Source organism: Streptomyces sp. NPDC033136, from assembly GCF_055578235.1.
The window spans coordinates 90,990-108,876 of the sequence record NZ_JBVIPD010000028.1 but is presented as its reverse complement, the minus strand read 5'-3'; the positions used below and the strand labels follow the sequence as shown (position 1 = coordinate 108,876).

Here is a 17,887-nt window from a genome sequence, read left to right as displayed (position 1 = left end):
AGAAAGAACAAAAAAAAACGGGGCCATCCCCCCCCCCCCCCCCCCCCCCCCCCCCCCCCTTCCCCCCCTCCCCCCCCCCCCCCCCCTCCCCCCCCCAGGACCGGCGCGTGAGGTCCGCAAGGCGCCGGTCACCGGCTCGACGGAGGGGAGCCGGTGACCGGCGCCCGGCGCCGCCGAAACGCCCTCACAGCGTGAGGTGCGGCACAACGTCACCCGGTAACACGGGGTTCACATTCGAGCAATGGCCGGGAAATCGCCTGTTGCCAGGCTGCCGGGCGACACATCGCGGCGCCTCAGTGCCGCAGCGCCGCAGCACCCGCGATACGCGCCCAGACACACCCCCGAAGGATGTGGCCCGTGACCTTCAAGGCTGAGTACATCTGGATCGACGGCACCGAGCCGACGGCCAAACTGCGTTCCAAGACCAAGATCATCGCGGGCTCCCCCGCCGGTCTCGACGCGCTGCCGATCTGGGGCTTCGACGGGTCCTCCACCAACCAGGCCGAGGGCCACTCCTCGGACTGCGTCCTCAAGCCGGTCTTCACCTGCCCGGACCCGATCCGCGGCGGCGACGACATCCTGGTGCTGTGCGAGGTCCTGAACATCGACCTCACCCCACACGCCAGCAACACCCGTGCCGCGCTGACCGAGGTCGCCGAGAAGTTCGCGGCCCAGGAGCCGGTCTTCGGCATCGAGCAGGAGTACACCTTCTTCAAGGACGGCTACCCGCTCGGCTTCCCCAAGGGCGGCTTCCCGGCCCCGCAGGGCGGCTACTACTGCGGTGTCGGCGCCGACGAGATCTTCGGCCGTGACGTCGTCGAGGCCCACCTCGACAACTGCCTGAAGGCCGGTCTGGGCCTGTCCGGCATCAACGCCGAGGTCATGCCCGGCCAGTGGGAGTTCCAGGTCGGCCCGCTGTCCCCGCTGGAGGTCTCCGACCAGCTGTGGGTGGCCCGCTGGCTGCTCTACCGCACCGCCGAGGACTTCGACGTCGCCGCCACCCTCGACCCCAAGCCGGTCAAGGGCGACTGGAACGGCGCCGGCGCGCACACCAACTTCTCCACCAAGGCGATGCGCGAGGGCTACGACGCGATCATCACCGCGTGCGAGTCCCTCGGCGAGGGCTCCAAGCCGCTCGACCACGTCAAGAACTACGGCGCCGGCATCGACGACCGCCTGACCGGTCTGCACGAGACCGCCCCGTGGAACGAGTACTCCTACGGCGTCTCCAACCGCGGCGCCTCGGTCCGTATCCCGTGGCAGGTCGAGAAGGACGGCAAGGGCTACATCGAGGACCGCCGTCCCAACGCCAACGTCGACCCGTACGTGGTGACCCGCCTGATCGTCGACACCTGCTGCACGGCGCTGGAGAAGGCCGGCCAGGTCTGACCGACGCCACACGGCTCGACGGCTTGACGGCTCGACGGCTTACAGCTCTCGAGGGGCGCCCATCCGCACGGTGGGCGCCCTTCGCGTTGCCCGGTGCTGCCTGGTGCACCGACGGCTTACCCGAGGCCCCTTCCCTCCCCTCCCCCTGCCTTTCCCTCCCCCGGCCGGTCCGTCTGCTGACAGCAGATCACCGTTCCGGCCCCTCGCCCCGCCGGGCAGAGTCTGCGGCATGAGGCTTCTGATGCTGGGCGGGACGGAGTTCGTGGGGCGGGCCGTCGTGGAGGCGGCGCTGGGGCGGGACTGGGAGGTGACCGTCTTCCACCGGGGGCGGCACGCGGCGCCGCCGGGCGTGCGGTCGCTGCTCGGCGACCGCACCGCGCCCGGGGGGCTCGCCGCCCTCGCCGGGGACGCGGGCGAGTGGGACGTCGTCGTCGACACCTGGTCGGCGGCGCCCCGCGCGGTGCGGGACGCGGCGCGGCTGCTGCGGGGCCGCGCCCGCCGGTACGTGTACGTGTCGAGCTGCTCGGTGTACGCGTGGGCGCCGCCCGCCGGGTACACCGAGGACGCGCCCCTGGTGGAGGGCGCGTCCCCCGACGCGGACGGGACCGACTACCCGCGCGACAAACGCGGCGGTGAACTGGCCGTCCTGAACGCCTTCGGCGAGGACCGGTCGGTGCTCGTGCGGTCCGGGCTGATCCTCGGCCCGTACGAGAACGTCGGCCGCCTCCCGTGGTGGCTGACCCGGATGGCGCGCGGTGGCCCGGTCCTGGCTCCGGGGCCGCGGGACCTCCCCCTGCAGTACGTCGACGTCCGGGACCTGGCCCAATGGATCCTCGGCGCGGTGGAGCAGGGGCTGAGCGGCCCGTACAACCTGATGGGTCCCCAGGGCCACGCCACGATGGGGACGTTCCTCGAGGCGTGCGCGCGGGTCACGGGCGACGTTCCCGAGCTGCGGTGGACCGAGCCCGAGGTGATCCTGGGCGCGGGTATCGAACCGTGGGTCCAGTTGCCGGTGTGGGTGCCGCCGGGCAGCGACCTGCACGACGCACTGCACAGCGCCGACGTCTCAGGGGCGCTCGCGACCGGCCTGCGCTGCCGACCCGTCGAGGAGACCGTGGCCGACACCTGGGACTGGCTGCGCGGCATCGGCGGTGTCGCACCCCAGCGGACGGACCGGACGCGGAAGGGCCTCGACCCGGAGGTGGAGGCGAAGGTGCTCGCAGCCGGCACGGACGCGTGAGTCACCGCACGCTGCCCCGGAGGTGTACCCAGCACCACCCTCCGACCGGGTGTCCCGGCCCCGTGACCGGGCACTCCCGCTCGGCGAGACTGACGCCATGACCATCGACACGCAGAACAGCGACGGGCGGACGACGGGGCGGCGCATCGGGGTCGCCGCGGTGCGGGGGCTGGCGCTGGCCCTCGTCTCCCTGCCGGGGGCGGTGCTGTGCTTCTGCCTGGCCCTGGTCTCCCTCGCGCTCATCCCGATCGGGGTCGGGCTCGTCACGACGCCGTACGTGCTGGCGGGGGTGCGGACATTCGCGAACCGGCGGCGGGTGCTCGCGGCGGAGTGGGGCGGGGTGCGGATTCCGCCGGCGTACCGGCCGCTGCCGGAGGACGCCGCCCCGTGGACGTGCACCGTCGCGATGCTGCGCGACCCGGCGACCTGGCGGGACCTGCGCTGGCTGCCGGTCGACATGACCGCCGGGTTCGTCACGGCGCTGCTCCCGGCCGTGCTGTTCCTCTATCCGCTGGAGGGGTTCGCGATCGCGGCCGGGCTGTGGCGCGTCCTCGACGGGGGAGGCGGGTACTGGTACGGGTTCGTGCGGGTCCATGACCAGGCGTCCGCGCTCGGCGCCGGAGTCCTCGCCGTCATCCTGCTGTTCTTCGCGCACTTCCTCACCCCGCGCCTGCTGGACGTCCACTTCCGGCTCACCCGGGCCGTGCTCGGCGGCAGCCAGGAGGAACTGGCCGAGCGGGTGCGGGTCCTGACCGAGACGCGGCGCGACGCGGTCGACGCCTCCGCCGCCGAACTGCGGCGCATCGAGCGGGATCTGCACGACGGGGCCCAGGCCCGGCTGGTCGCCGTCGGCATGGACCTGGGCACCATCGAGGCACTCCTCGACAAGGACCCGGCCCAGGCCAAGGAGCTGATCGCGCAGACCCGCAGGTCCTCGGTCGAGGCGCTGTCCGAACTGCGCGAGCTGGTGCGGGGCATCCACCCGCCGGTCCTCGCCGAGCGCGGACTGGGCGACGCCGTACGGGCGCTGGCGCTGCGGCTGCCGGTGACCACCGAGGTGAGCGTGGACCTGCCCGGGCGGGCGGAGGCGCCCGTGGAGTCGGCCGCCTACTTCGCGGTGAGCGAGGTGCTCACGAACGCCGTGAAGCACTCCGGCGCCGACCGGATCTGGATCGACCTGCACCACACCGACGGCTGTCTGCGGGCGACCGTCACCGACAACGGCAAGGGCGGCGCGGTGATCGGGGCCGGTTCGGGACTGGCGGGGGTCGAGCGGCGACTCGGTACATTCGACGGCGTCCTGGCCGTCAGCAGCCCCGCGGGCGGTCCCACCATGGTCACCGTGGAGATCCCTTGCGCGTAGTGCTGGCCGAAGACCTCTTCCTGCTGCGCGACGGCCTCGTCCGCCTGTTGCGGGCGCACGGCTTCGACGTCGCGGCGGCCGTCGAGTCCGGGCCCGAACTGGCCGCCGCGCTGGCCGAGCTGGACCCGGACGTCGCCGTGGTCGACGTACGCCTGCCGCCGACGCACACCGACGAGGGCCTGCAGTGCGCGCTCGACGCCCGCCGGAAGCGGCCCGGCCTGCCGGTGCTGGTGCTCTCCCAGCACGTGGAGCAGCTGTACGCGCGTGAGCTGCTCGCCGACGGCGCCGGCGGGGTCGGATATCTGCTCAAGGACCGGGTGTTCGACGCCGAGCAGTTCGTGGACGCCGTACGGCGGGTCGCCGCCGGGGGTACGGCGATGGATCCGCAGGTCATCCAGCAGCTGCTGGCGCGGCAGTCGGGCGAGGACCAACCGCTGGCGCGGCTGACGCCCCGGGAGCGGGAGGTGCTGGAGCTGATGGCGCAGGGCCGGTCCAACGGGGCGATCGCCGGGAAACTCGTCGTGACGGAACGGGCGATCGCCAAGCACACGGCGAACATCTTCGCCAAACTGGGACTCGAGGTCTCGGACGACGACAACCGGCGCGTGCTGGCGGTTCTCGCGCATCTCGACCACGGCAGGTGAAACCGGACTCGTCTCCTCACCCACCGTGGGTGATCAACAACTCCCGGTGCTCCAGGGGCTGTTGAGGACACAGAGTCCACACGAATCTCGCATCAGTTTCCGGGACCTCTGAACACCCGTGGGACGCCCTGCGTATGAAAGGGCGCCGCTTCACTCCTGTCGGGCGCCTCGATGCCCCCGAAAAAGGAAGTCAGAGGAGTTCCATGGGACGCAACACAAGAAAACGCCGTACGCCGCTGGCCACCAAGGCCGTAGCCGCATCGGCGGCCCTAGCGCTCGGTGGGGGCGGGCTGATCTGGGCAAACTTCTACGCCTCGGCGCACGAGGAGAACTCGGCGAACCAGACTAAGTCCGCGGGCGCTCAGATCGCCACGATCCAGTGCCCGGACGTCGGACAGAAGCTGTCCGACGTGCCGGACGGTGCTCGCCAGGGGGTGGACAAGGAGCTGGCGAACCTCGACAAGCAGATCACCGAGGCCTACACCCGTCTCGCCTCCACCCGTCAGGCGCAGGCCGGTGACCCGGGATTCGTCAACAACGCGATCCTCGGCCCGCTGAAGTCGAAGCGGGTCGCCGTCATCGACCGGATCGGGATCAACATCCGGCGCGTGGGCGGCCAGGCTCCGCAGGGGCTCGACCAGCTCGCCGATTGCAAGGGCATGGCCGCCGACCAGCCGGAGGTCAACGACGGCAACGGCCAGGGCGGCGACCAGAACGACGGTGGTCAGGACCAGGGCCAGAACGACGGCGGTCAGGACCAGGGCCAGGACAACGGCCAGGACCAGGGCGGCGGCCAGGTCGGCGACAACGGCAACGGGGCCGCGGGCCCGGTGGCCGCCGACTTCGTCGACATCAACCAGGTCCAGCCGAACTCCCGGGACCTGCCGAACGGGCTGGCCGCCAACGGCGACTCCGGTTCCACCGGCACCTTCACCGCGAAGTGCGGTGTCAACGAGAACAACCTGTTCAACAGCGACAACCTGATCGTCGCCCCGGGTGTCGACAACGGCGCGCACCACACGCACGACTACGTCGGCAACCAGGACAACGACGCCTTCTCCAGCGACGAGGACCTGGCCAACGCCGCCACCTCGTGCCAGAACCAGGCCGACAAGTCCACGTACTACTGGCCCGTGCTGCGTCTCCAGGACGGCACCCAGGAGTTCGACGCGGGCGACCTGGGCGGTGGCGCCGAGGGCAACGTCGGCAAGATCCTCAAGGCAAGCCAGGCGGAGCTCAAGTTCGTCGGCAACAAGAAGAGCGACGTCGTCGCGATGCCGAAGTTCCTGCGCATCATCACCGGTGACGCCAAGGCCTTCACCAACGGCCTCGCCAACGCCAACACCTCGTTCAGCTGCACCGGCTTCGAGGACCGGCAGGTGACGGACAAGTACGTGATCTGCCCCGAGGGCAGCCAGGTGGTGCGGACGTCCAACTTCCAGAGCTGCTGGGACGGACAGAACATCGACAGCGCCAACCACCGTGACCACGTGGCGTTCGTCCAGGCCGACGGCAGCTGCCCGAACGGCTTCCAGGCGATCCCGCAGCTGCAGGCCCGCCTGGTGTACGACGTGCCGGCCCCGACCATCGAGAACGGTCAGGTCCAGAACCCGTACGCCGTGGACGGCTTCCCGGAGCAGCTGCACAAGCCGATCACCGACCACAACGACTTCATCAACGTCATGGACGAGAACCTGATGAACAAGGTGGTCCAGTGCATCAACAGCGGCAAGGACTGCGAGTGACGAACCGCTAGAGAAAAGCCGGCGGTGGGTTCTCCCACCGCCGGCTTTCGCGTGTCCGCCGAAGCGACGCGGTCAGTTGTCGTGGTGACCGGAGTGCGCCGGCTCGTCGCTCTTGCCGCCGCCGGGGGCGTGACTCGCGTGGTTGAGCCCCACCTCCACGGTGCCGCCGAGCGTGCCGCGCAGCGTCCGCAGCACGTCCTCATGGCCGACGGCCACCCACTTGCGCCCGACCAGGTAGTAACCGCCGTAGTCCTTGGCCGTGTTGATCCACTCGCGCTGGCCGCGGTCGGTCGCGAAGGTGGCGAGGACGTACTTCTCCTTGCCCTTCTTGCACAGGGCCTGGCGGATGGTGTCCGCGTCGGTCTGCATGTTCGGCTCGCACTCGGCCTCGGCCGCGATGTGCTCCAGGCTGCCGGTCACCGTCTCCGGAACGGCCGCCTCGTCCTTGCCGCCGGATCCGCAGCCGGCCAGCGCCAGTATCGCCACCGCCCCGCTCAGCGCGAGCATCGGTCGGGTCACCCTCATCTGTTCCTCCGGTCCTAGTGACGGCACGGTCCCTGCCACGGCACGGTCCGGACACATGCCGCACGGAGCCCCGGCACGAGGCTCTCGCCATCGATACGGCCGCGGCGCCCGAAGCGCTCACGTTCTCCTGAAACCGTGGGCACTCCCGTGCGAGGGTGTCCCGGTGAACAAGGACTGGGAAGACCGCGTGGCCGCCCTGTGGGACCGGTACGACGACTACGCCGAAACCGGGGCGGACGAGGCCCGCTTCCGTGCCGACGTCGACGCCCTCGTCGCCGAACTGCCCGAGGGCAGCCCGCACGGACCGTTCGAGCGGGCCTGCGCCTGGGACTCCACGGGCCATTCGGACAAGGCGGTCCCGCTGTACCGGGAGGCGCTGGAACTCGGCCTCGCCGACGTCAGCCCCTACAAGGCCCGCCGCACGAAGATCCAGCTGGCCAGCTCGCTGCGGAACATCGGGCAGGCCGAGGAGGGCGTCAAGCTGCTGGAAGCCGAACTGGACGCCCCGTCCGACGAGCTGGACGACGCCGTGCGCGCCTGTCTCGCCCTGTGTCTGTCCGGCCTGGGCCGTGACCGCGAGGCACTGTCGCTGGCCCTGGGCGCCCTGGCCCCGCATCTGCCGCGCTACCAGCGGTCGATGGCGGACTACGCCCGGCTGCTCGTGGAGCCCGAGGCGCGGCCGGGGGCTTAGGGGGCAGGTGACCATCCAACGATTCGCTCGTTCTGCTGAACGTGCAGTCACAGGATGTCGCCCAGCGCCCCGCACCCCCCTCCTCCGCCGCCGGCCCGGTCGTCGACGTCGAGCAGGCCGAGGCCGCTCTCGTCGAGCACTACCCGCGGCTGGTCCGCCTGGCCTACCTGGTGCTGCCGCCGGGCCTGGGCCGCAGCAGGCGCGTCCTGACCGCACACGCCCTCACCCAGCGCGCACTCCCCCGCAACCGCACCCCGGCCCCGGTGATCCCGGCGCAGTCGACCGGCCGGGACGGTGACCCGGGCTACGCACTGATCCGTCTGCAGGTGCTGCGTACGGCGCTGGAGGCGGGGCTGCCGCTGAGGCTCAGGGCGTGGCCGAGGAGGTCCCAGCTGCCGCCGCTGCTGCCGCAGGTGTGGGGGCTGAAGCTGTTCCCGCGCTCCGGCGGCGCCGACGAGCTCGCCCTCGACCAGCGGCTGTCCACCCTGTCCGGCCCGGCCCGGGCCGCGTACGCCCTGCGCGGCCTGGAGCGGCTCACGGACGACGGCGTGTGCGAGGTGCTCGCGGCCGCGGGCGTCGCCGACCCGGAGGGTGCGCTGCTGGAGTCCGGCGGGGTGCCCGCGCAGTACGGACTGCTCGACTCCCCCGAGTTCGACCCCTGCTCGCTCCAGGCCCGCCCCACCGACCTGATGCGCCGCCGCCAGCACCTGAAGGCCGCGCTGGCCGCCGGGGCGGCCCTGCTGGTGTGCGGGGCGCTGCTCGGACTGCCCGGCGAGGGCTGGGGACCCGACGGCGCCGCCGCGCCCCCGTACGCGCGCAACCCGGCCGCCCAGGCCGCCCTGAACCCGGCGAAACTGACCAGGGTCCCTCCCCTGGCGTGGCGCGGCTCGGCCCGCACCGACTTCTCCGTGTGGCCGGCCCGCGGCGATCTCACCGGCGACAACGCCCTGCTGCGCCGCGCCCTCGCGGTCTGGGCCCGCCCCGGCGAGACGGTGCAGGTCTCCGTGACACCCGGCACCCCGTCCGGCGGCCCGGCCGGACCGCCCCAGCTGCTGTACGCGGGGACGGTCGACGCGGCCCGCGTGGTGATCCTCCACGACGGTCTGCGCATCGCCCGGTACGCCGAACCCAAGGACGGCACGCAGGGCGCCGCCCTCGACTTCGCCCGGGTCGACGGCGCCGGGCGGGCCGAGGCCGGTGCCGTGGTCCTGGGCCGGGCCGACGGCAACGTCCGCTATCTGACGGCCCCCTGGGTGGCGAGGGCGGGCGAGCGGGACCTGATGAAGCCGGGATCCGGCGCGATGGACCTCACCCTCACCGACGGGGTGACCGCGCCGCTGGCCAGCCCGGCCCTGCGGTCCGGCCCGTGCACCTCGTGGAACGTGCTGCAGCTGACCGACGGCACCCGGACCCGGCTGCTGACCGACCTCGGCGAACTCGTCCCGGCCCGGCTGACCGCCGGACGGCCCGGGTCGCCGGGCGAGGCGTCCGGGGCGGCGGCGCTGCGCACCTGGGAGCCGTTCGCCTGCTCGCTGGGCACGGTGCGCTCCGCGGGGGTGCGGACCGTCAACGCCTGGGCGTTCAACAAGCAGCCACTGCCCGACGCGAGCGGCTCCGCCGCGTGGGTGTGCACCCGGGCCGAGACCTGGCGGGGCGGCGGGGCGCGGGTGCTGGCGCAGTTCCACACGCCGGGCGGGACGTACGGAGCGGTCGCGGCGAAGGCCGAGAACGTCCCGGCGTGCGGGCCGCGCGACCCGCACGTCCTGGCCGGGGTGCTGTGGAAGTCGAAGGCGGGCGACTGGTACATGCTGGCCGCCGGCAGCCGGGAGACCGCCTCGATCCGGGCGACGGGCGGAGTCGACGGGGCCGCGCGGAGCAGCCTGCTGACCGTGCCGGCCGAGCAGGGGGCACGGGCCGAGCTGAAGGGCACGCTCAAGGACGGGCGTTCCCTCGGCGGGCTGAGCTGACCGGCTGAGCTGACGGGCGGTTCCCAAAGCCGCCCGGTGGACTCGCGTGCTCCTTGGCGATCGATCCGGCCCGTTCGAGGCTGGAATCGATCGGTAAGGTGTTCGTATGACTACCGGGGTACGCCGCAGAATGGGAGTCGAGGAGCGGCGGCAGCAGTTGATCGGCGTCGCCCTCGAACTGTTCAGCCGCCGCTCGCCCGACGAGGTCTCCATCGACGAGATAGCGTCGGCCGCGGGCATCTCACGCCCGTTGGTCTACCACTACTTTCCCGGCAAACTCAGCCTGTACGAGGCCGCGTTGAAGCGGGCCTCGGACGATCTCGCGGCCCGATTCGTGGAACCGCGCGAAGGCCCGCTGGGGACGCGGCTGCTGCGCGTGATGCACCGCTACTTCGACTTCGTGGACGAGCACGGGCCTGGTTTCTCCGCCCTCATGCGCGGCGGCCCGGCCGTCGGCTCGTCGACCACCAACGCGCTCATCGACTCCGTACGGCAGGCCGCGTATGTCCAGATCCTTTCGCACCTGGGCGTGACAGATCCGCCCGCGCGTCTCGAACTGGTCGTGCGGTCGTGGATCTCGCTCGCCGAGTCGACGGCGCTGATCTGGCTGGACGGCCGCCGCATCCCGCGTGAGGAGCTGGAGCCCCAGCTCGTCAACGACTTCGCCGCGCTCGCCGCGGTCAGCGCCGCCTACGACGAGGAGATGGCCGCGCTGCTGCGCGGCATCGTCGAGGACGAGCCGGCCGACGGCCCGTTCGCGGACCTGGCCGGCCGGCTGCTGGCCCTGGCGGGCTGAGGCCCCTCAGCTCCCGTACGTCCGGTACGAGGTCTCTCAGCTCTCGTACTTCCGGTACGAGGCGTCCAGGTCACGGACTTCGGCGGAGGCGTGCAGCGCCCGTCCCCCGGTGGGCTTCAGGTGCTGGCGCAGCAGCTCCAGCGCGGCCTCGGTGAGCCGGGCCTTGGTCTCGCCGGTGCGGCCGGCGAGCAGCGCGATGTGGATGTGCACATGGGCGTGCCCCTCGGCCTCGGCACCCACCACGATGTCCTCGGTCGGGCGGAACCGCGTCTTGCACGCCGGCGGCTTGGCGGCCGCGATCTCGACCGTCGCCTCGTGCAGCGCCTTCGCGAACCCGGGCCGGTCGAAATCGTCCGCGAGGTCGGCGGAATAGTCGACGGTGATCTGCGGCATCAGCACTCCTGTTCCAGGTCGATGGGTTCACCCTAGCCGCAGGTGGGGCGGGCCGCCGGTCGCGGTCCGCCCCACCTGATCCGGTGCGTTATCCGGCGGCCCGGGTGAAGACGGCGACCGTGCGCGCCGGAACGGCGAACGTGCCCGACTCCGCCGCGTAGGACGACGACTTGACGGTGGCGTCAGCTCCCGCCGCCTGCACCGGGTGGAGGCGGTAGCCGGTCCCGGCGAGTGCGGGGACGCGCTGCTCCTGCCGCTGGGGGGTGGCGTTGAAGACGACGACGAGGTCACCGAGCCGCATGGTGATCACTCCGGGCGTCTCGTCCGTGCCGGACAGCGGGAAGGACAGCCGGGCCTGCACCCGCTCGGCCGTGCCGAGGGAGAAGTCCCGCTCGCTCGTCCGGATCCGCAGCAGGTCGCGGTAGGCCGCCGAGGCGCCCTCGATCTGCTCGCAGCCCACCTTGACCTTGGTCAGCAGCGGCCGGGTGTACGGCCACTTGCCGGCGTTGTCGGCCGCCAGAGGCAGTCCGCGGCCGAAGCCGTTGCCGTCCTCGCACCTCCAGTGGACGGCGTTGAACCAGTCGCCGCTGTCGTAGGAGTTGCGGTCCAGGGACTTGGATCGCAGCAGGTCGGTGCCCGCCTGGGAGAGGGCCGGGCCCTGCGAGAGGGCGGCCGTCGCCATGGCCAGGACCTGCATCCGGGCCCGGTCGGACGCGCTCGTCGTGGAAGGCAGCTTGAAGGCGAGGGCGTCGAACAGGGACTCGTTGTCGTGCGCGTCGGCGTAGGCGAGGGCGTCGCCCGGGGCGTCTGCGTATCCGGCGGGGGCGCCGTTGTAGTCGACCTCGGAGCCCTTGACCTCCTTGCCGTCGGTGCCGGTGAACCGGTAGCCGGCGAGGTTGCCGGAGAGCCCGACCTTGATGAGGTCCTGGTAGTGCAGCAGACGGGCCTTCTGCTCGGCCGGGGTGCCGTTGTTCTTCGACGAGTTGGGTTCGGTGTACAGGCCGGAGGCGAAGCCCTGGACGCCGGGGTCCTCGTCGAAGGGGCCGCCGCCGCGCACGGCGTCGCGGGCCCGGTCGGAGAAGGTGGCGATGCCGGTACCGGCCATGTTCTTCTGCGTGGCCTGGACGAAGCGGGCGTCGTCGGCGACCTCGCCGAAGTTCCAGCCCTCGCCGTAGAGAATGATCTTCTTCCCGTCGACGCCGTCCTTCTCCGGTGTGAGGGCGTCGAGGGCCTTCCTGACCGCCAGGAGGTTGGCCTTGGGGTGGTGGCCCATGAGGTCGAAGCGGAAGCCGTCGACCTTGTACTCCCTGGCCCAGGTGACGACCGAGTCGACGACCAGCTTGCCCATCATGGCGTTCTCGGGGGCGGTGCCCGCGCAGCAGGTGCTGTTCGCGACCGAGCCGTCGGCGAGGAGCCGCTGGTAGTAGCCGGGCACGATCCGGTCGAGGACGCTCGTCCTGTCCTGGCCGCTCGCCGCGGTGTGGTTGTAGACGACGTCCATGACGACCCGCAGGCCGTCGTCGTTGAGGGCCTTGACCATCTTGCGGAACTCGACGGTGCGGGCCGTGCCGTCCGGGTCGGTGGCGTAGGAGCCCTCCGGGACCGTGTAGTGGTACGGGTCGTAGCCCCAGTTGTAGGCGTCCTTCGCGGCGATCTTCCCTACGCACTCCTGCTGCCGGTCCGAGTCGGGCGGGTAGGAGGCGAGGTCGCAGTCGGTCTTCGCCTGATCGGCCTCGCGCTCCGGGATGGTGGCGATGTCGAAGGCGGGCAGGAGATGGACGTACGAGGTGCCCGCCTTCGCCAGTTCGCGCAGGTGCCGGGAGCCGTCGCTCGCCTTGTCGGTGAAGGCCAGGTAGGTGCCGGGGTGCTTGGCCGTCCGGTCCTCGACGGAGAAGTCCCGGATGTGCAGCTCCTGGATCTGGGCGTCCCGCAGCGGTACGGCCTCGGGCTTGGTGTACGTCGACCAGCCGGCGGGCTTGAGCGCCTTGTCGTCCGGGTCGGCGACGAGGCTGCGCTCGGAGTCGGCGGTGAGGGCGAGGGCGTAGGGGTCGGTGACCTTGTTGACGACGACCTCGCGGACGCTGGGCGCCCAGACCTTGACGACGTACCGGTAGGGCTTGCCCTTCCAGGACTTCGGGCCGGTGACGGACCAGACGCCGGTGGTGCTGTCGCGGCGCATGGGGACGGTCCTGCCGCCGAGTTCCAGGGCGACGGACTGCGCTGTGGGCGCCCACACGGACAGGGTGGGGCGGCCCCGGGAGAACGTCGGCCCCAGGTCGGCCCGCGTGGCGTCGTACAGGTCGTCGAGGACACCGGCGATCTGGACGCCGGTGGCCGCGAGCACGGCGCCGTTCGCGGCGCGCTGCGTGGCGACGACCTGGCCGCGCAGGGCCTCGCGGACCCGGTCGCGGTCGCGTGGGTCGACGCTGAAGGCGTCGTACTCCTTCAAGTGCGGGAAGGCGGCCTTCTGGGCGTCGCTGAACTCGGTCCTCGACAGCCGCAGCCACTTCGCGTCCCCGGTCAGGGTGCCGTCCTTCACTTCGATCGAGCCGTCGCGGGAGTACAGCAACTGGGTGGAGGCGGCGGCCTCGGAGCCGTTCCAGGCGACGGTGTTCCGGTCGATCCAGACGGCCTTGGACGTGGTCAGGTCGAGGGCGGCGGCACTGACCGCGGGCTGCGGGAGCAGGTGCTTGTGCTGGCCGCTCAACAGCCACACCTCGTGGCCGTCCGCCCCGAGGTCGAGGGAGCGGTCGGTGGGCAGGTCCTTCTCGTCGCCCTTGTGGACGATGTAGCTGAGGCTGGTGGCACCCTCGGTGAGCGGCACCTCGAAAACCGCGCCATAGGAGTCAGTCTTCACCGGCTTCAGGGGGGTCGACCAGTCGGTGGGGTTCGCGGCGCCGGTCCAGACGTGAAGTCCCCAGCCGTCGTAGTTCCCTCCCCCAGAGCCGAAAGCCTGGGAGGTACCCCCAGCCCGGTGGTAGTGCAGGACGGCCTTGCTCTTGTCGGGCGCCGGATAGGCGGGGCGCTCGGTGGTGACGGTCTCCTTGCCCTGCTCGATCCAGACCTCGCCGGTCCGGGTGACGTCGATCGTGCGGTCGGTGGAGACGTCCTTGTCGCCGTCCTTGTCGACGACGAGGAAGTTGACGTTCGAGGCGCCGGGCCTGAGCTTGACGTAGGCGAAGGCTCCGTAGGCGTCCCGGCCGGTGAAGGGGTGGCTGTCGGGCCATGGTGTGGCCTCGCCCTCGGCGAGGTCGCCCCAGGCGTACAGTCCCCAGTCGGCGTAGTCCCCGTCCGTGCGCTTGTAGTGGACGATCGCGTAGTCGCGGGAGGACGCCGTGGGCGGCTCGTCGACGGGCGGGGTGCCGGTGGTGGAGGCGGCCAGGGCGCTCGCGGTGCGGCCGGCCGAGTCGACCACGACGGCCTTGTAGCGCAGGGCCGTGCCGGCCGCCACGTCCTTGCCGATGGTGTGGGTGACCTTGTACGGGGCGTGGTCGGCGGAGCCGAGGGGCTGCCACCTGCCGTTGCCGGTCCGGGCGGCGAAGACCACACGGTTGAGCTGTCCGCCGTCGACGTCCGCGGCGAGTTCGACGGTGCCGGTGGCGCCGGCGGCCGGGGCCTCCAGGGTGATCGTCGGCGCGGTGACGGGCTTGGCGAGCCTTCCGGCCGCCTTGAGGACGATCGCCGAACCGGCCGGGACGGTGACCGTGAGCTTCTTGTCCCCGTCGCTCCTCAGGGCGGCGTCGGTGCCGTAGATGCCCTTGAAGGCCATGCGGGTGGAGCCGGTCGGGAAGGTCACCGTCTTCGCCTCGGCCCCGTTGTTGAAGGCGACGACGTACTCGGTGCGCTGCTTCGCGTCCGTGCGGGAGAAGGCGTACACGCCCGGCCCGTCGGCCGCGTACCGCTGCTGCTGGACGCCGTCGGTGAGAGCGGGGTTGGCCTTGCGGAGCTCGGCGAGAGCGCTGATGTGGCGGTAGAGCGGTGCTCTCGTGTCGTAGGCGTCCTCGGCGTGGGTGCGGTCGGTGCCGATCCGGTCGTCGTCGAGGTAGTCGGGGGTACGTGAGGCGAACATGGTCTGCCGGGCGTCCTTGTCGCCGCCCGCGCCGGCGAAGCCCTGCTCGTCGCCGTAGTAGACGACGGGGTTGCCGCGGCTGAGGAACATCAGCTCGTTGGCGAGCCGGTCCTTGGCGAGGATCTGGGCGTCGGTGGCCTTGGGGTCGTCCTGCTTGAGGAAGGTCCCGATCCGGCCCATGTCGTGGTTGCCGAGGAAGGTGACCTGCTCGTACGCGTTGGCCCTGCCGGTCGTGTACTTGTAGTCGTCGCCGAAGACCTTCGCGAGCTTCTGGGCGCTGCCGCCCTGCGAGACGTACTGGCGGGCCGCCTCCTGGAAGGGGAAGTCGAGCGTGGCGTCGAGCCGGCCCTGGGTGACGTAGGGGGCGGTGACGGAGGTGTCGGCCGAGTAGACCTCGCCGAACATGAAGAAGTCGTCCCGGCCCCGCTTGGCGGCGTACGCGTCGAGGGCGGTCGCCCACTGCGTCCAGAACTCCATGTTGACGTGCTTCACGGTGTCGATCCGGAACCCGTCGATGTCGAAGTCCCGCACCCAGCGCTGGTAGATCCGCTGCATGCCGCGCACGACCTCGGGCCGCTCGGTCCACAGGTCGTCGAGCCCGGAGAAGTCGCCGTGGGCCGAGCTCTCACCGGCGAAGGTGGAGTCGCCGCGGTTGTGGTACATCGTCGGGTCGTTGAGCCACGACGGGACCTTGTTGTTCCTGGTCACGTTGGGCGTGCGCGGGAAGGAGCCGCGGTCGGCCGGGGGGAAGTCCCGGCGCCCGTCCGCGTAGTCGGCGTCGTCGAAGGGCACGCCGTCCTTCGTCAGGTACGGGAACGCCCCTTTGGAGAGGTAGGCGTAGGACTTCTCCTCGTAGTCGACGACGTCCGCCGTGTGGTTGGTGATGACGTCGAAGTAGACCTTCATGCCCTTGTCGTGAGCCTTGTCGATGAGGGTCTCGAGGTCCTTGTTGGTGCCGAAGTGCGGGTCGACCTGGGTGAAGTCGGTGATCCAGTACCCGTGGTAGCCGGCGGAGGCTCCCCCAGTGCCGAACGCCTGGGAGGTACCCCCAGCGCCGGTGCCCTGCACGGGCTGGTTCTTGAAGATCGGGGCCATCCACAGGGCGGTGGTGCCGAGGCCCCTGATGTAGTCGAGCTTTCGGGTCAGGCCCTTGAGGTCGCCGCCCTGGTAGAAGCCCTTGTCGGTGGGGTCGTAGCCGGTGGCGAGGCGGGAGCCGCTCAGGCCGCCCTCGTCGTTGCGGCGGTCGCCGTTGGCGAAACGGTCCGGCAGGACGAAGTAGAACTGCTCACGGGTGGCGTCGTGGCGGGCGGGCTCGGCGGCCAGCCTGGCGTCGGACGGGGGCGCCGGCGAGGTGGCGGCCCCGGCGGCGAGCGGCTGGACGAGTGCTGCGGCCAGCGCGGTGGCGGTGACCGCGGCGACCCGCCCGGCACGGGAGGTTCGGCGCCTGGACGGCACCGGCCATCTCGGTATCACTGACGTGAACTCCTTGCGATTGCGGCTCTCTCGGGTCCGACCCCGCGCGACCGTATCGCCGCCGAAACGCTTACAGCAAGAGTCCTGAAACCATGAGAAAGAATTTTCAACGACCCTCGGGGGACCGGGAGTCGCCCCTCGGGGTGCCCGAGGGGCGGCTGTTCGGCGCGCTCGCGTTCAGCAGGTCGACTTGCCCGCGTGCAGGGCGAGAGCCGTGTGCGCGCCGAGCGTCGCGGTGAACTGCCCGCCGGAGTCGACGGTCACCGGGGTGTTGCTCTGCACGTCGCAGTACGCCCCCGCCGGCAGCGACGTCCGGTAGGTCCGGCTCAGCGAGCCCGACTCGTGGTTGATGGCCACGAAGCCCTTGCCGCCCCGGCCGAAGGCGATGTGGTCGCCGCCGTTGTCCCACCAGTCGGTGACCGGCTGGCCCCGCGTGGCGTTGCGGAAGCCGACCATGGACTTGATCTCCGGCCAGTTGTGCTGGCACTTCCAGCCGTCCTGCCAGCAGGCGTTCACCCGGCCGCCGTTCGGCGGACCGGCGTCGTGGTCGGTGAACTCGTAGCCGGAGTTGAGGTCCGGGGCGCCGTAGGGCCAGGCCAGCATGAAGACGTTGGCCAGGGTGTAGGTGGCGCCGTCCTTGTAGCTGAGGGTGGAGCCGTTGCGCTCGGTGTCGTGGTTGTCGACGAAGACGCCGGAGACGCCGCTGCTCATGTACCCCCAGCCCTCGCCGTAGTTCTTCAGGTAGGCGAGGTTCTCGTGGGTGAAGACCCGCTTGAGGTCGTAGGCGTAGCGGAACTCCTGGACGTCGCCGTTACCGGTGTACTCGGCGGGCTGGACGGCCTCGCCGGCGCCCTGGATGACCTCCTGCTTCCAGTACACCGACGGATCGCTCAGCCGGGACTTGATGTTCGCGAGGTCGGCGGCGTCCATGTGCTTGGCCGCGTCGATGCGGAAGCCGTCGACGCCGAGGGAGAGCAGGTCGTTCATGTAGCCGGCGATGGCCCTGCGGACATGATCCTCGCCGGTGTCGAGGTCGGCGAGGCCGAGTAGTTCGCAGCGCTGGACGTTCCAGCGGTCCTGGTAGTCGCTGATCCGGGAGGAGCAGTCGTCGAAGTCGTACGACGAGTACAGGCCGGGGTAGGTGTACTTCGTGTACGACGAGCCGCCGGTGCCGGTGCCACTGCCCGCCGACATGTGGTTCACGACCGTGTCGACGACGACCTTCACACCGGCCGCGTGGCAGGTGTTCACCATGCTCCGGAAGGCCGCGCGATCACCGAGCCGGCCGGCGATCTTGTAGCTGACCGGCTGGTACGAGGTCCACCACTGCGGGCCCTGTATGTGCTCGGCGGGCGGGGAGACCTGGACGTAGCCGTATCCGGCGGGGCCGAGGGTGCTGGTGCACTCCCGGGAGACGGAGGCGAACGTCCACTCGAAGAGGACGGCGGTGACGTCCTTGGTGCCCGGTGGGGAGGCCTGGGCACTAGTCGGGTTCATGACAACCACAGCCGCGGCGAGCGCGACGGCGGCGGAGAGGTGTCTGCGTACCATGTGGGGTTCCCTTCGTCTTTGAAGGTTTTTGCTGCAAGGTT

The 17,887-nt window shown here is 71.2% G+C and carries 12 protein-coding genes; 8 read left to right on the top strand and 4 right to left on the bottom strand.

Annotated elements, in window-relative coordinates; all coding sequences use genetic code 11:
- The first annotated feature begins 357 nt into the window (after positions 1 to 357).
- From glnII to ACZ5TL_RS34930, 5 genes are all read left to right on the top strand, one after another.
- The gene (gene glnII, locus ACZ5TL_RS34950) at positions 358 to 1,389 is read left to right on the top strand and encodes a glutamine synthetase (protein WP_468594807.1); all 1,032 of its coding nucleotides are present in this window, start codon (positions 358 to 360) and stop codon (positions 1,387 to 1,389) included.
- A 229-nt stretch (positions 1,390 to 1,618) separates the two neighbouring features.
- On the top strand, positions 1,619 to 2,629 hold the full coding sequence (locus tag ACZ5TL_RS34945) for an NAD-dependent epimerase/dehydratase family protein (RefSeq protein ID WP_468594806.1): 1,011 nt from the start codon (positions 1,619 to 1,621) through the stop codon (positions 2,627 to 2,629).
- A gap of 97 nt (positions 2,630 to 2,726) precedes the next feature.
- Positions 2,727 to 3,992, top strand: coding sequence for a sensor histidine kinase (locus tag ACZ5TL_RS34940; protein ID WP_468594805.1), 1,266 nt, complete (start codon positions 2,727 to 2,729; stop codon positions 3,990 to 3,992).
- On the top strand, positions 3,983 to 4,636 hold the full coding sequence (locus tag ACZ5TL_RS34935) for a response regulator (RefSeq protein ID WP_468594804.1): 654 nt from the start codon (positions 3,983 to 3,985) through the stop codon (positions 4,634 to 4,636). The genes ACZ5TL_RS34940 and ACZ5TL_RS34935 overlap by 10 nt, the downstream gene beginning before the upstream one ends.
- Before the next feature lie 203 nt (positions 4,637 to 4,839).
- The gene (locus ACZ5TL_RS34930; RefSeq protein ID WP_468594803.1) at positions 4,840 to 6,381 is read left to right on the top strand and encodes a DUF1996 domain-containing protein; all 1,542 of its coding nucleotides are present in this window, start codon (positions 4,840 to 4,842) and stop codon (positions 6,379 to 6,381) included.
- 72 nt (positions 6,382 to 6,453) lie between these two features.
- Here ACZ5TL_RS34930 and ACZ5TL_RS34925 read toward each other — a convergent pair whose 3' ends face one another.
- Complete coding sequence (locus tag ACZ5TL_RS34925) at positions 6,454 to 6,906, bottom strand: hypothetical protein (RefSeq protein WP_468594802.1); 453 nt, start codon at positions 6,904 to 6,906, stop codon at positions 6,454 to 6,456.
- A gap of 163 nt (positions 6,907 to 7,069) precedes the next feature.
- On the opposite strand from ACZ5TL_RS34925, the gene ACZ5TL_RS34920 reads away from it, so the two are divergent.
- The 3 genes from ACZ5TL_RS34920 to ACZ5TL_RS34910 all read left to right on the top strand — a co-directional run bounded on the left by ACZ5TL_RS34920 (position 7,070) and on the right by ACZ5TL_RS34910 (position 10,360).
- Positions 7,070 to 7,597 (top strand): tetratricopeptide repeat protein, encoded by a 528-nt coding sequence (locus ACZ5TL_RS34920; protein ID WP_468594801.1) that lies wholly within the window; start codon positions 7,070 to 7,072, stop codon positions 7,595 to 7,597.
- Between the two features lie 41 nt (positions 7,598 to 7,638).
- Positions 7,639 to 9,564 carry a hypothetical protein gene (locus tag ACZ5TL_RS34915; RefSeq protein WP_468594800.1) on the top strand — a complete coding sequence of 642 codons (1,926 nt, stop codon included), beginning with the start codon at positions 7,639 to 7,641 and terminating at the stop codon, positions 9,562 to 9,564.
- A 106-nt stretch (positions 9,565 to 9,670) separates the two neighbouring features.
- Entirely contained in the window at positions 9,671 to 10,360 is a 690-nt protein-coding gene (locus tag ACZ5TL_RS34910) for a TetR/AcrR family transcriptional regulator (RefSeq protein WP_468594799.1), read from the top strand.
- Positions 10,361 to 10,396: 36 nt separating this feature from the next.
- Here the strand turns inward: ACZ5TL_RS34910 and ACZ5TL_RS34905 are convergent, their stop codons facing one another.
- The 3 genes from ACZ5TL_RS34905 to ACZ5TL_RS34895 form a co-directional block, all read right to left on the bottom strand.
- The gene (locus ACZ5TL_RS34905) at positions 10,397 to 10,753 is read right to left on the bottom strand and encodes a 5-carboxymethyl-2-hydroxymuconate Delta-isomerase (protein WP_468594798.1); all 357 of its coding nucleotides are present in this window, start codon (positions 10,751 to 10,753) and stop codon (positions 10,397 to 10,399) included.
- 88 nt (positions 10,754 to 10,841) lie between these two features.
- Positions 10,842 to 16,295: a pullulanase-type alpha-1,6-glucosidase gene (pulA, locus tag ACZ5TL_RS34900; RefSeq protein WP_468594797.1), complete on the bottom strand. Its 5,454-nt coding sequence runs from the start codon at positions 16,293 to 16,295 to the stop codon at positions 10,842 to 10,844.
- A 177-nt stretch (positions 16,296 to 16,472) separates the two neighbouring features.
- Complete coding sequence (locus tag ACZ5TL_RS34895) at positions 16,473 to 17,846, bottom strand: alpha-amylase (protein ID WP_468594796.1); 1,374 nt, start codon at positions 17,844 to 17,846, stop codon at positions 16,473 to 16,475.
- Positions 17,847 to 17,887 lie beyond the last annotated feature (41 nt).